This window comes from Rodentibacter ratti, from assembly GCF_002000485.1.
Taxonomy (GTDB): Bacteria; Pseudomonadota; Gammaproteobacteria; order Enterobacterales; family Pasteurellaceae; genus Rodentibacter; species Rodentibacter ratti.
In genome coordinates, this window is sequence record NZ_MLAJ01000003.1 from 1 (window position 1) to 15,048 (window position 15,048).

Genomic DNA, 15,048 nt, shown 5'->3' on the forward strand with positions numbered 1-15,048 from the left:
TATAGGGATTTTTTTACGCCACGCAAGGGATTTTTTCAAAAAAATGACAAAAAAGTTTAGTTTGTGGAAAAATCATACAAAACAATTCGCTTTTAATTGAGTTCTATCACATCTAAAGATTCAAATCCCCACAAATTTAGTACTTGATTGAACTTTAATTCTTCATCAAAATGTTGGGTGCAAAACATTTTATTATATTTGTTATTTTTATCTTTCGCTTCTACTCCCATCAATAGAGATTGAACTCGCTTTGCAATCGCAACCCCTGATTCCATAAAATGTTTTACTTGTGGCAAACAAAATTGAATCTCTTCTTTAATTAACGGGAAATGTGTACATCCAAGAATTAATGTATCTAAATCTATCATCCCTATCCAAGGTTGCAACTCATTTTTTAATTTCACCATATCGACTGACTGCCCACGAATTTTTTGTTCGGCGATTTCAACTAATTTTGTTGAACCTAATCGTTCCACTTGGCAATCCATCGCAAATTTATTGATAAGCTCATCCACATAAGGACGCTTTACCGTGCCCTTTGTTGCCAATAAACCAATATGTTTTGTGTTTGAAATCTCTGCAGCCGGCTTAATTGCGGGAACAGTGCCAATAATAGGGATAGAAAAATTTTCACGTAGCGCCGGTAACACGACTGTACTTGCCGTATTGCATGCAATAACAATCGCATCTAAAGGATGAATAATATTAATCAGCTGGCATATCGCTAACATTCGCTGAATAATGCTTTCTTCACTGCGCTCTGAATAAGGAAAACCGCCATTATCAAAACAATAAAGATAATGCCAATCAGGTAATAATTTTTTTGTTTCGCGATACACGCTAAATCCGCCCATTCCTGAATCACAAAAGAGTATCGTTGGGCGCTCTTTTTTTATATCCATGAAAAACTCTTCCTTTATCGACTGCACTTTAAGCGTTTGAGTAAATTTCTTTATTCTTTAACCAGCGTTGAATTAAACTTTCCGCAACATCCGGATATTGCTGAATAAGTTGTTTGGCGTAATGTTGCACCGTTGGAATCATTTTACGATCACGCATTAAATTTGCCACTTTAAATTCAGCAATCCCTGTTTGTTTTGTACCTAGTACCTCACCCGGACCACGGATTTCCAAATCTTTTTCAGAAATGAAGAAACCGTCTTGGCTGTCTCGCAGCACTTGTAAGCGTTTTTGTGAAACTTTTCCTAAAGGCGGCTTATACATTAATACACAAAAAGATGCTGTGCTGCCTCGTCCGACACGTCCGCGTAATTGATGAAGTTGCGATAGCCCTAAACGTTCGGCATTTTCGATAATCATCAAACTCGCATTCGGTACATCTACACCAACTTCAATCACTGTCGTTGCCACGAGCAAGTCTAACTCTGCATTTTTAAACTGCAACATGACCTCTTGTTTTTCTTGTGGTTTCATTCTTCCGTGCACCAAACCAATTTTCAACATGGGTAAGGCTTTCGTTAAATCTTCCCAAGTGGCTTCGGCGGCTTGAGCCTCTAATACTTCAGACTCATCAATCAAAGTACATACCCAATAGGCTTGGCGCTTTTCCGTTAAACAGGCTTTCTTCACCCGTTCTACTATTTCGTCACGACGTTCTTCCGAAATCACCACCGTTGTAATCGGTGTACGTCCAGGAGGCAATTCATCAATAATAGATGTATCTAAATCTGCATATACTGTCATCGCTAATGTTCTTGGTATCGGGGTCGCCGTCATAATTAACTGATGGGGGTAAAATCCTGCTTTTTCCCCTTTATTACGAAGCATTAAGCGTTGATGCACACCAAAACGATGTTGTTCATCAATAATCACAAGAGAAAGCGCAGCAAATTCTACCTCTTCTTGAAACAGTGCATGAGTACCAACGATCATTTGTACCGTACCATTTTTGATTTTTTCCAACTCAGTTTGACGTGCTTTCCCCTTCACCTTGCCAGCTAACCAGCCTACATTAATCCCCAAGGACTCAAACCAATGACGGAAATTATTAGCATGTTGCTCTGCTAAAATTTCTGTCGGCGCCATCAGCGCCACTTGTTTACCATTGTCAATCGCAACTAACGCGGCTAATGCAGCTACCAACGTTTTACCTGATCCCACATCCCCTTGCACCAAGCGCATCATAGGATAATCTTTGGCTAGATCTTGTTCAACATCAGCGATAACCCGAGTTTGTGCATGAGTTGGTTTAAAAGGCAAGCTCATCAAAAATCGTTGTTTCAAATCCGTTTGGTAATGTAAAGGCAAAGATAAAAATTGTTGTGAACCTAACCGCACTTTTTGCATGGCAAGATTATGTGCGAGTAACTCTTCAAAAATTAATCTCTGCTGAGCAGGATGCTGCCCTTTTTCCAGTGCTTCTAAGGAAATATCCGGTGGCGGTCGGTGCAATAGATGCAATGCATCTTTTAAGTTGAATTGATGAGGATTAAATTCATTAGGCAAAATTTCAGCAATTTGTACTTTATCCAGTAAATTTAAGGCTTGCTCTACTAGCTTTCGTAACGTATTTTGCTTTAGACCTTCTGTAGTGGAATAAATAGGTGTAAGCGTTTCTTCCAATATAATCGGTGTATTGTCACGAATGATTTGATACTCCGGATGATGAATTTCCGGCATATAACGCCCCCGTTTGACTTCGCCAAAAGCCTTAACACGAGCACCGATTTGAAAGCTGTTACGCATTCCCGCATTAAAATTAAAAAAACGTAACATAATTTTTGATGTGCCATCAGACAGGCTGACTGACAAAATCGGACGGCGGGCAAAAGTGACCTCGCAAGTTTGCACAATCCCTTCAATAGTGAAATATTGATCAGGCCGTAAATCTGCAATTGGTGTAATACGCGTACGATCCTCATAACGGATCGGCAAATGAAAGAGCAGATCTTGTAAATTATGAATACCGATTTTGCTGAGTTTATTAGAAACTGCCGCCCCTACACCTGAAAGCGTGGTAAGTGGAATGGCATCAAGAAGTGAAAACCCCATACTATATTAGGCATTAATATTGCGCTTTGCACTCACCACGCCGGTAATTCTCTTAATACGAGATAAGATATTGGCGAGGTGTTTTGTATCTTTCACGCTAATTTGCAAAATTACCAACAACAAATTATTTTCCAACCCTTCCGTCCAAATGTTTTGAATACTGCCTTCACTTGCCCCGATCGCTGTCATTAAACTTGGCAAAGCACTTTTTTCATTTAAGATTTCAATTTGTAATTCAGCATCAAAATTAACCGCACTTTGCATTTTTTCCCATTTAGCTATGACTAATTGCTGGGCATTTCTAAGATTTTCACATTGTTGGTGATGAATAATGATCCCATGATTCGGCGTACTGCACCCCATAATCGGATCATTCGGAATCGGGTGGCAACATTTGGCAAATTCTATGTTAGCCATTAAAGTAGGCGCAATTGTTAAAGTGTTTGAATGATTTTCCGTATTACCATCCACATCAATTTCTATCGGTTCTCCTACTAGCTGATGTGCAATCACAGAGGCAAGTTGATTACCTAAACCAATTTCACGTAATAACCCATCAAGTGAAGAAAGTTTTCGCTCATCCAAAACCCTTTGAATTTGTTGCGGAGAAAGATCAGACAAACGATGCGGTTGCAAGGCAGCATTTAGTTCTCTTTCACCTATTTTTATCGCATCATCTTCACAGCGTTGTTTTAAATAGTGGCGTATACGGGTTTTCGCACGGGCAGTAACTACAAAATTCAACCAAGAAGCTTTAGGATGCGCATTTGGCTCTGTGATAATGTTCACTGTTTGACCGGATTCTAACGCCTTTGATAACGGATAAGGTTTATACTCAACCATTACACCGACACAAGTATTACCGATATCCGAATGTACCGCATAAGCAAAATCTACTGCGGTTGCCCCTTTCGGCAATTCAACAATACGTCCTTTTGGTGTAAAAACAAAAATTTCTTTTGGAAAAAATTCCGATTTTACATTTTCAATGAACTCAAAGGAATTTCCGACACTTTGTTGAATTTCAACCAAATTTTGTAACCAGCGTTGAGCCCGAATCTGAGCCGTTGTACTGTCATTTTTACCACTTTCTTTATATACCCAGTACGCAGTCACCCCCATTTCAGCCACTTGCTCCATATCTTCCGTATGAATGTGTACATCCACCGGTACCCCATGCGGACCAATCATAGAAGTTTGTAAAGACTGATAGCCGTTTGCCTTTGGCACAGCAATATAATCTTTCACACGTCCCGGGCGAGGTTTATACAGACTGTGCATTTGACCCAATACGCGATAACAATCATCAATATTTTTCACAATAATACGGAACGCATAAATGTCCATAATAGAGTGAAATTCTTGATCTTTCGCCCGCATTTTCTGATAGATCTTATAAAGATGTTTTTCTCGTCCCCACACTCGTGCAACAATCCCCGCATTTTCTAACCGCTCTTTAATTTCATTAGCAATGCGTTCGATAAGGTCTTGACGATTATTTCTTGCTACTTCAACTAATTTTTTCAATACCTTATAACGATGTGGGTACATCGCTTCAAAGGATAAATCCTCTAATTCATTTTTGATATGCTCAATGCCTAAACGATGTGCAAGCGGGCAATAAATTTCAAGAGTCTCTTTAGCAATACGGCGTCGCTTGTCAGGACGTAACGACCCTAATGTACGCATATTGTGCGTTCGGTCTGCAAGCTTAATCAATACCACTCGAATATCACGGGTCATCGCCAAAATCATTTTGCGGAAATTTTCCACCTGTGCTTCTTGGCGTGTCCGGAATTTTAATTTATCAAGCTTTGATACACCCTCAACAATATCTGCAACACTTGCGCCAAATTCCTTTTTAAGATTTTCCTCCGTATAAGGCGTGTCCTCTATAACGTCATGCAACAACGCCGCCATCACTGCCTCATGATCAAGATTCATTTTCGCAATAATGGAAGCTACTGCTACAGGATGGGTAATATAAGGTTCACCACTTGAACGAAACTGTCCCTCATGTGCATTTTTTGCGATAATAAATGCACGTCTGACTAATTCAACTTTATCTTCGGGTAAATACCCTTGAATAATTCGTTCTAAATCTGCAAACAATTCCAAAGGACACCTGGCTTTTTTCGGGTTAAATGAATGGTTGAAATGAAACTGCGGTTGAAACCAACCGCACTTTTAAAATTACTCGGAAATTAATGCCACCGCTGCTGCTTCTACATGCTGAACAGCTGTGATAGCTTGATGCTCTTGGGCATCCATAATCTCATTAGAGATTAATCCTTTTTCAATTTCACGCAATGCGATAACGGTCGGTTTATCATTATCTTCCGGTACTAAAGGATCACGTTGATGTAATTGCAATTGTCTCGCACGGCGTGCTGCGGTCAAAATTAAATCAAAACGGTTGCCAATTTTTTCTACCGCATCTTGTACTGTAACACGTGCCATATTCTATTACTCCGGTTCATCTAAAAATAAGGGATATAAAGAGGAGCTATCATACTAAATCTTATGATTTTTATCTAGTAGCTGATAAATTAAGCTGGTATTTTCTGCTTGTTGATAATTTTTGGTTAAACGTTCCGCACGTAAGATACTCTGTAAATCTGCTAATGCTTGCTCAAAATTATCGTTGATAATGACATAATCGTACTCATCATAGTGGGAAATTTCATTCTTTGCTTTTGCCATACGCTCCATAATTACCGCTTCACTGTCTTGACCACGACCAATCAAACGACGCTCTAACTCCGGCAACGACGGGGGAAGAATAAAGATACTTTTTACCTTTGCCACTTTTTTACGAATTTGTTGCGCACCTTGCCAATCAATATCCAAAAAAACATCAATTCCTTTTGCCAGATTCTCCTGAATTGCCGGCAATGATGTACCATAATAATTTCCACCAAACACCGTAGCATATTCCAAAAATAAATCTTGTTTGATCAAGGACTCAAATTCTTCTTTAGAAACAAAATAATAATGTACACCGTCAATTTCACCGGGTCTCGGAGCACGCGTTGTATGCGAAATCGACACCATTTTTTGTGTGGAAGAATCACGTTCCAATAATGCTGAAATTAACGAAGATTTACCCGCTCCGCTTGGAGCTGAAAGAATGTATAAATTGCCTTGTGACATAGTTTGAACCTTTCCTAAATATTTCAGTCTATTATGCCGATTATTTAATAGAAAATCATTAAAGTGCGGTCATCTTTTCGGAAGTTTTTATCTAAAAAAGTATTTTTAGCGTGATCTAGATCACAAAAAAATCGGATTTCTAGTTTTATCTAAATGCTCGTGCTATAATCCGCTCCATATTCTTTTTCTTTAAGGAGCGTACTTGCTTCTTAAACGTAACGGTTTGTTTAACTTAACTAAGAAGGTAAAATCTTATGGCAATTAAAATTGGTATCAATGGCTTTGGTCGTATCGGTCGTATCGTATTCCGTGCAGCACAACAACGTGATGACATTGAAGTTGTCGGTATCAACGACTTAATTGATGTTGAATACATGGCCTACATGTTAAAATACGATTCAACTCATGGTCGTTTTGATGGTACTGTTGAAGTTAAAGACGGTAACTTAGTGGTTAACGGTAAAGCGATTCGTGTGACCTCAGAACGTGACCCGGCAAACTTAAACTGGGGTGCTATCGGTGTTGATATCGCAGTTGAAGCAACAGGTTTATTCTTAACCGATGAAACAGCACGTAAACACATCACTGCCGGTGCGAAAAAAGTAGTTTTAACCGGTCCGTCTAAAGATGCAACCCCAATGTTTGTGCGTGGTGTAAACTTTGGTGCGTATGCGGGTCAAGATATTGTTTCTAACGCTTCTTGTACAACAAACTGTTTAGCGCCTTTGGCACGTGTTATTCACGAAACTTTCGGCATTAAAGATGGTTTAATGACAACCGTTCACGCAACCACAGCAACACAAAAAACCGTTGATGGTCCATCTGCTAAAGACTGGCGTGGTGGTCGCGGTGCGTCACAAAACATCATCCCATCATCAACCGGTGCAGCAAAAGCAGTAGGTAAAGTATTACCGGCATTAAACGGTAAATTAACCGGTATGGCTTTCCGTGTTCCAACACCAAACGTTTCTGTTGTTGACTTAACTGTAAACCTTGAAAAACCTGCAACTTACGAGCAAATCAAACAAGCAATCAAAGATGCTGCAGAAGGTAAAACATTCAATGGCGAATTAAAAGATGTTTTAGGCTATACCGAAGATGCAGTTGTATCTACTGACTTCAACGGTTGCACATTAACCTCTGTATTTGACGCTGATGCCGGTATCGCATTAACCGATTCTTTCGTGAAACTTGTATCTTGGTATGATAACGAAGTCGGTTATTCTAACAAAGTATTAGACTTAGTAGCGCATGTTTACAACTACAAAGGCTAATCAAAATAACTAATATACTAACCGCTCTTCGGAGCGGTTTTTTATTTTCCAATCCTATTGGGTTCTTATCACACATTGTACAAAAGCTCACTCAAAATCATCAAAAATATTAAAGATTTATCTGGCTTTTCTTTTCGTTTAGCCTTATATTAGCGCACAACTGTTAGCTCAATTAACATTAAACTAAATAAGGTTAATATGAATCTTGATCTTCATTTTATTCATCGTATTGAACAACAAGTAAAAACACGAGGAAATACGACCGCACTTCGCCATAAAGAAAACGGCGTCTGGAAAGATATCACTTGGATCGCATTCCAAAATCAGCTAAACCAACTTTCTCGCGCATTACTCGCTTGTGGCATTCAGGTACAAGATAAAATTGCAATTTTTGCTCATAATATGCCAAATTGGACGATTGCCGATATTGCGGCGTTACAAATTCGCGCGGTTACCGTTCCTATTTATGCAACTAACACGGCGCAGCAGGCTGAGTTTGTATTAAATCATGGCGATGTCAAAATTCTATTCGTAGGAGATCAAGAACAATATGACCACGCTTTAGAAATTGCTTCACTCTGCCCTCAATTACAAAAAATCGTGGCGATGAAACCCAGTATTAAACTTCATACTGACGCTCTTTCTTGTTCTTGGGAAGAGTTTATCAAGCTTGGCACAATGGAGCATCAAGCCGAATTAAATCAACGTTTGCATGATAAGCGAATGGACGATTTATTTACGATTATCTATACCTCAGGGACGACAGGTGAACCAAAAGGCGTGATGTTGGATTATTCAAATCTAGCTCATCAATTAGAAGCGCACGATCTTACACTTCATGTCACACCGCAGGATATTTCTCTCTCATTTTTGCCTTTTTCTCATATTTTCGAGCGGGCATGGGCCGCTTATGTTCTTCATCGTGGCGCAATACTTTGTTATTTGGAAGATACAAATCAAGTGCGCTCGGTTTTAGCGGAAATTCGTCCTACATTAATGTGTGCAGTACCACGTTTTTACGAAAAAATTTATGCCGCCGTATTAGATAAAGTACAAAAAGCCTCGAAATTTCGCCAGATTCTTTTTCACTGGGCGATCGCTATCGGACAAAAACGCTTCACGCTATTAACAGAAAGAAAACCGATTCCTTTCTTACTAAAAAAACAATATGCACTCGCTGATAAACTCGTCTTATCCAAACTTCGCCAATTATTAGGCGGTAGAATTAAAATGATGCCTTGTGGCGGCGCAAAACTAGAACCAGCTATTGGGTTATTTTTTCAGAGCATTGGAATTAACGTTAAACTTGGTTATGGTATGACAGAAACCACAGCAACCGTTTCATGTTGGCACGATAACCAATTTAACCCTCATTCCATCGGGACACCAATGCCGAAAGCTGAAGTCAAAATTGGCGAAAATAACGAAATTCTTGTTCGCGGTAATATGGTGATGAAAGGCTATTACAAAAAGCCGGAAGAAACCGTTCAAGTCTTCACAGAAGATGGTTTCCTAAGAACCGGCGATGCAGGCGAGATCGATGCTGAAGGTAACCTTTTCATTACGGATCGTATTAAAGAATTAATGAAAACCTCTAACGGCAAATACATTGCACCACAATATATCGAAAGTAAAATCGGTAAAGACAAATTTATTGAACAAATTGCCATTGTGGCAGATGCAAAAAAATATGTCTCTGCTTTGATTGTACCTTGTTTTGATAGTTTAGAAGAATACGCCAAACAGCTGAACATCAAGTACCAAGATCGGATGGAATTGATTAAAAATTCTGAAATATTAAAGATGTTTGAACAACGTATTAATGCGGTACAAAAGGAGTTAGCACACTTTGAACAAGTGAAGAAATTTACTTTACTCTCTCAGGCATTCAGTATCAAATTAGGTGAAATTACCCCGACCTTAAAACTCAAACGAAAAGTCATTATGGAACGTTACCGTAATCAAATAGAGGCGATGTATAAACAAAATAACGAGACGTAAACTAGAAAAGTGCGGTCAAAATTGACCGCACTTTTACATACAAACTCAAGAAAAAATCCCCTTATGGGGATTTTTGTTTAATTAATTTTAAGGGGTTCAATTTTCCAAATATTTTTGGCATATTCCAAAATAGTCCGATCTGAAGAGAAAAAGCCCATATTGATGATATTTTGGATAGTGCTTTCAATCCATTGATCTCGATTTTTGTATTTTTCATCTACGAGTTTTTGAGCTTCCACATAACTATGGAAATCAGCAAAAACTTGGTAATAATCGTAGTATTGCAGCCCCTGTAACAGCGGTAAATAGCGTTGAGGTTCTTCTGGTGAGAACACACCGGCAATAATTTGATCAACCACAGTGCGTAATTCTGCATCATTTTGGTAATAATCAAACGGATGATAACCCTCACGGCGAAGCTGTTCTACTTGAGCTACCGTATTACCAAAAATAAAAATATGATCCTCGCCTACATTATCCAAAATTTCTACATTCGCACCATCTAACGTTCCAAGTGTTAATGCTCCATTAAGTGCGAATTTCATATTACTGGTTCCCGAAGCCTCCGTACCGGCAAGGGAAATCTGCTCTGAAATGTCTGCCGCAGGAATAATAAGCTGTGCCAAACTCACACTATAATTAGGAATAAATACGACCTTTAAACGTCCTTGCAAGCGTTCATCATTATTGATGATATTCGCCACATCATTAATGAGGTGAATCGTCTGTTTTGCCGCATAATAAGCTGATGCCGCTTTACCTGCTAAAATAAATACGCGCGGTTGTCAATTTTTTTCAGGATTGGCAAGCATCGCATTGTAACGGGCAACGATATGCAGCACATTTAACATTTGGCGTTTGTACTCGTGAATACGTTTTACTTGTACGTCAAATAGCGCTTTAGGATTCAATTCAATTCCGAGTTCCCGCTTCACATAATCGGCAAGTTTAACTTTGTTGACATATTTAATGTCTGCAATGCTCTCTTTAAACGCCTTTTCATGTGCTACGGTTTCTAACTTTTTGATTTGGCTTAAATCACAACGCCATTCCTGACCAATATATTTATCAAATAATTCAGCTAATTGAGGATTAGCCACGGCTAACCAACGACGAGGCGTAATGCCGTTCGTCACATTAGTAAAACGCTCCGGATAAATACGTGCAAAATCAGCGAAAGTGGATTTTACCATTAGCTCAGAATGAATTGCCGCCACCCCATTAACTTTATGTGACCCGACCACAGATAACCACCCCATACGAACTTTGCGTTGATAGCCTTCTTCAATGAGCGATACACGTCGAATAAATTCATTATCCGTTGTGATATAAGTACGCACATATTCTAAGAAATGATCGTTAATATCAAAGATCATTTGTAAGTGGCGTGGTAAGACTTTCGCCATCATCTCAACCGGCCAAGTTTCCAACGCCTCCGACATCAGCGTATGGCAAGTGTAAGAGAAAATACTGCATGTGATATCCCATGCTTTTTCCCATTCAAAGCCTTCTTCATCAACCAACATCCGCATTAATTCCGGAATCGCTAAGGCAGGATGTGTATCGTTCAAGTGAATCGCCACTTTATCAGCCAAATTATCAAGGCTATTATGAACACGCTTATGGCGTCGAATAATGTCTTGTAAGGACGCTGACACTAAAAAATATTCCTGGCGTAAACGCAATTCACGTCCATTCCAAGTGGAATCATCCGGATATAGAACACGAGATAAATTTTTACTGGAGGCACGAGCTTCTACCGCAGCTAAATGCTCCCCACGGTTAAATTCCGTAAGATTAAAACTTTCTCCCCCATGAGCTGACCATAATCTCAAGGTAGAGGCAGAATCATTTTTATAACCCGGAATCATCTGGTCGTAGGCAAGTGCGGTGACTTCTTCTTGTGGGGTCCATACACATTTTTTTCCTTCAAAATGAATATTTCCACCAAACGAGACATGGAAGCGTTTAGACGGACGTAAAAATTCCCAGGGTGCGCCTTTTTCCAACCACGCATCGGGGCGTTCCACTTGACGACCATCTTCGATTTTTTGACGGAACATACCGTATTCATAACGAATTCCATATCCCATTCCCGGCAATCCAAGTGTCGCAATAGAATCCATAAAGCAGGCAGCCAAACGACCTAAACCACCATTTCCTAGACCCGGGTCAACTTCTTTTGCAATAATTTCCTCTAAATCAACATTTAATTCACTTAATGCTTCTTTTGTTAAACTGTAAACATCTTCCGCAATTAGTGCATTAGAAAGGGTACGACCAATTAGAAACTCCATAGAAAGGTAATAAACTCGGCGAGCATCATCGGCACGGGCTTGACTAGCCGTGCTAATCCATCCTTCGGTAACAAGATCCCGTGCTGTATATAATGTTGCATTTAACCAGTCCCGTTTACTTGCTTCCCGTGGTGAACGACCGATAGAAAAAATTAATTTATAAACGATAGATTTTTTTAATTCTTGAACATCCAATTTAGGACGATGATAAAGAAATGGAGAATCAAAATTATCCATTATCATAGTAATAAGCCTCTGTTAATAAATAAGAAATAGGATAGATAGCTAAACAATGTAAAATTCCGATATGAACCAAGTAGGCGTTGAACAAAAATACCAAACTTCAATACTACTACCTATTTGACTAAACATTCCTGTAGATTAACTATAAAGTATCTAGCCCCATAAAACGCGTAAATTTTAGCCTTTATTAGTTAAAAAACAATCAATTTTATAAGATTTTGGTAATTTTTTAATCATAACTATAAACGCTGATACAAACTAAAATATTCTTTGGCTGCTTTATGCCAACTAAAATCTTGTTCCATTGCGTTGCTTCGAACCATTTCCCATGTACGGTGTTCTTGCCATAGAGCAAAAGCATCTTGTAAGCAATGACGAAGCTCTACAGCGTTCGCATGGTTAAAAACAAAACCTGTTGCAGTACGATCTTTAATGTTTTCTAATGAACTATTTACAACGGTATCAGCCAACCCTCCGGTTTTTCTTACAAGCGGCAACGTCCCATATTGCAAGCCGTAAAGTTGGGTTAAGCCACAGGGCTCAAAACGGCTTGGTACGAGAATCACATCACCACCGGCTATCATCAGATGAGAAAGTGTTTCATCATATCCGATTTTCACTGCAATATTTTGAGGATAAGTAGCAGAAAGTTGTAGAATCGCCTCTTCTAAATGTGCGGCTCCCGACCCAAGAATGGCGAGTTGCCCACCTTGTTTAACAATTTCATCCGCACTTTCAACCAGCAAATCAACGCCTTTTTGCTCCGTTAAGCGGGTCACCATAACAAAAAGTAATGTGTCATTCTCCGGTAAATTAAAGTAAGCCTGAAGTGCGATTTTATTTTTCTGTTTTCCTGCCATGGATTTTAAGTTGTAATGATACTGAATATACCCATCACAGCTCGGATGCCAAATTTTTTCATCCACACCATTTAAAATACCGACCAATCTCCCCTGATCACGCAATCCGCTTAACAAGCCTTGCAAACCGTAAGCAAATTCTTCAGTGGTAATTTCTTGAGCATAAGTCGGACTAACGGCTGTGACTACATCAGAATAATATAAACCGGCTTTTAAATAAGATATTTGACCAAATAATTCCAAACCGTTTATGTGGAACATTCCTTCCGGTAGCCCGATTTCATATAAGTGACGGTGATGAAATAACCCTTGATAAGCCAGATTATGAATGGTAAAGACCGATTTCGCCGGTTTTCCTTTATTAAACAAATACGCAGCGGTAAGCCCGGCATGCCAGTCATGCGCATGTACAATTTCCGCACGCCACCAAGAATCAAGCCCTGTGGACAATTCCGCTCCTACCCAGCCTAACAAGGCAAAGCGCTTATAATTATCCGCATAATCATTGTAATTTACATCATGATAAGGGTTCCCCTCACGATCATATAGATGTGGTGCATCAATTAAATAAATACCCACACCCTGATATTCGCCGTAGCGCAATACCACATGCCCTGCAAAATTATCAAACTCAGCAACAATATGGGTTTCTCCAATGCCTCGATAAATGGCGGGATAAGCAGGCAATAAAATTCTTGTGTCTATTCCTATCTCTTTTTGAGCAAAAGGCAACGCCCCAATAACATCGGCAAGCCCCCCCGTTTTTAATAAGGGATAGAGTTCCGAGCAAACATGTAATACTTTCATTGAATATCCTATTTTCTAATCTCCTCCCCTCTATTTTAAGAGGTTAGGATAAATTTAATTAAGAAAGTGCGGTCAATTTCAACCGCACTTTTCAGTTTATTTTATTAATCTAAATGGTCTTCCGAAGCGACTTCCTCTCCCTTCAATTTTTGTAGCATAGTATGAGTAACCAGAATAACTTTGCCCGTAGAACTTATGCGGAAATGCTTTTTATCTTCTTCGATATCAAAACCGATTCGCATACCATCAGGGATTTTACAATTGCGGTCAACAATACAATTTTTCAAAGAACAATTTTTCCCGATTTCCACTTCCGGTAAGATAACACAATGATCAATATGAGAACCTTCTTCAATTTTGATTCGATCAAAAAGCACAGAATAATTAATGGACGCATCTGTAATCACGCAACCACCACCAATCAAAGAATTGTCAACCGGACGAATATTGGCATTTTTATAGAAGAATTTAGACGGATAGGCTTGCACCGGATTACCGCGAATCGGCCAACTTTGATCATAAATATCCAATTGTGGTTTTTCCGATACTAAATCAATGTTGGATTGCCAAAAGCTATCCAATGTCCCCACATCGCGCCAGTAAATTTCTCCCTCAGTATTGCGTCCCATGCAAGAGCGGCTGAACGGATGAGCATAAAGCGTTTCTTCCATTAAACATCTTGGTAGTACATCTTTACCGAAATCATGGCTGGTTTGTGGCTTATGTACTTCACACTCAAGCATTTTATAAAGATAATCCGCATCAAATACATAAATTCCCATTGAAGCAAGAGATATATCGGGTTTACCAACCATCGCAGGCGGATCTTTCGGTTTTTCAACAAATGCTTTCACTTTTAAGTTTTCGTTTACCGCCATGACACCGAATTCATGAGCTTCTGAACGAGGTACTTCAATACAGCCTACGGTACATTTTGCCCCACTTGTTACATGGTCCATCAACATCACGCTATAATCTTGCTTATAAATATGATCGCCTGCCAAAATTAAAATATATTTCGGACGATAATGATCACGAATAATCGCCATATTTTGATAAACCGCATCAGCCGTACCTCGATACCAGGTGGAATCATCAATTTGTTGACGGGCCGGAAGCATATCAACAAATTCGCCACGTTCCTGTGGTAAAAATGACCAACCGGTTTGTAAATGGCGTAGTAAAGAATGGGCCGCATATTGGGTCACAACACCAATACGATTTCAGCCGGAATTAATACAGTTTGACAAGGCAAAATCAATGATACGACGGTTACCGCCAAAATAGAGCGCAGGTTTAGCGCGTTTATCGGTTAGTTCATGAAGACGTGAGCCACGTCCGCCGGCTAAAATAAGAACCAAAGTATCTTTTACAAGAGCATTTTTATCAGGGCTTTTCATT

The 15,048-nt window shown here is 39.3% G+C and carries 8 protein-coding genes and 2 pseudogenes; 2 read left to right on the forward strand and 8 right to left on the reverse strand.

All coding sequences use genetic code 11. The annotated features are described in order from the left end of the window. Positions 1–92: 92 nt before the first annotated feature. The 5 genes from murI to gmk all read right to left on the reverse strand — a co-directional run bounded on the left by murI (position 93) and on the right by gmk (position 6,165). On the reverse strand, positions 93–902 hold the full coding sequence (gene murI, locus BKG94_RS03095; RefSeq protein ID WP_077434125.1) for a glutamate racemase: 810 nt from the start codon (positions 900–902) through the stop codon (positions 93–95). Between the two features lie 28 nt (positions 903–930). Then, positions 931–3,012: an ATP-dependent DNA helicase RecG gene (gene recG / locus BKG94_RS03100; RefSeq protein ID WP_077434127.1), complete on the reverse strand. Its 2,082-nt coding sequence runs from the start codon at positions 3,010–3,012 to the stop codon at positions 931–933. Between the two features lie 6 nt (positions 3,013–3,018). Beyond that, positions 3,019–5,130 carry a bifunctional GTP diphosphokinase/guanosine-3',5'-bis pyrophosphate 3'-pyrophosphohydrolase gene (gene spoT / locus BKG94_RS03105; RefSeq protein ID WP_077434129.1) on the reverse strand — a complete coding sequence of 704 codons (2,112 nt, stop codon included), beginning with the start codon at positions 5,128–5,130 and terminating at the stop codon, positions 3,019–3,021. 75 nt (positions 5,131–5,205) lie between these two features. After that, entirely contained in the window at positions 5,206–5,472 is a 267-nt protein-coding gene (rpoZ, locus tag BKG94_RS03110) for a DNA-directed RNA polymerase subunit omega (protein WP_018357122.1), read from the reverse strand. Positions 5,473–5,526: 54 nt separating this feature from the next. Next, positions 5,527–6,165 carry a guanylate kinase gene (gmk, locus tag BKG94_RS03115; RefSeq protein WP_077434131.1) on the reverse strand — a complete coding sequence of 213 codons (639 nt, stop codon included), beginning with the start codon at positions 6,163–6,165 and terminating at the stop codon, positions 5,527–5,529. Between the two features lie 254 nt (positions 6,166–6,419). Here gmk and gap point away from each other — a divergent pair, with 254 nt between their 5' ends. Both gap and BKG94_RS03125 read left to right on the forward strand, forming a co-directional pair. Next, a complete protein-coding gene (gene gap, locus BKG94_RS03120) occupies positions 6,420–7,439 on the forward strand; it encodes a type I glyceraldehyde-3-phosphate dehydrogenase (protein ID WP_077434133.1) in 1,020 nt (339 codons plus the stop codon). Between the two features lie 198 nt (positions 7,440–7,637). Next, positions 7,638–9,440, forward strand: a complete 1,803-nt coding sequence (locus BKG94_RS03125; protein WP_077434135.1) for an AMP-dependent synthetase/ligase — start codon at positions 7,638–7,640, stop codon at positions 9,438–9,440. A gap of 77 nt (positions 9,441–9,517) precedes the next feature. Here BKG94_RS03125 and BKG94_RS03130 read toward each other — a convergent pair. From BKG94_RS03130 to glgC, 3 genes and pseudogenes are all read right to left on the reverse strand, one after another. Then, a pseudogene (locus BKG94_RS03130) lies at positions 9,518–11,980 on the reverse strand (glycogen/starch/alpha-glucan phosphorylase). Between the two features lie 239 nt (positions 11,981–12,219). Beyond that, a complete protein-coding gene (gene glgA / locus BKG94_RS03135) occupies positions 12,220–13,647 on the reverse strand; it encodes a glycogen synthase GlgA (RefSeq protein WP_077434137.1) in 1,428 nt (475 codons plus the stop codon). 104 nt (positions 13,648–13,751) lie between these two features. After that, positions 13,752–15,047 (reverse strand): annotated as a pseudogene (gene glgC / locus BKG94_RS03140) (glucose-1-phosphate adenylyltransferase). Position 15,048 lies beyond the last annotated feature (1 nt).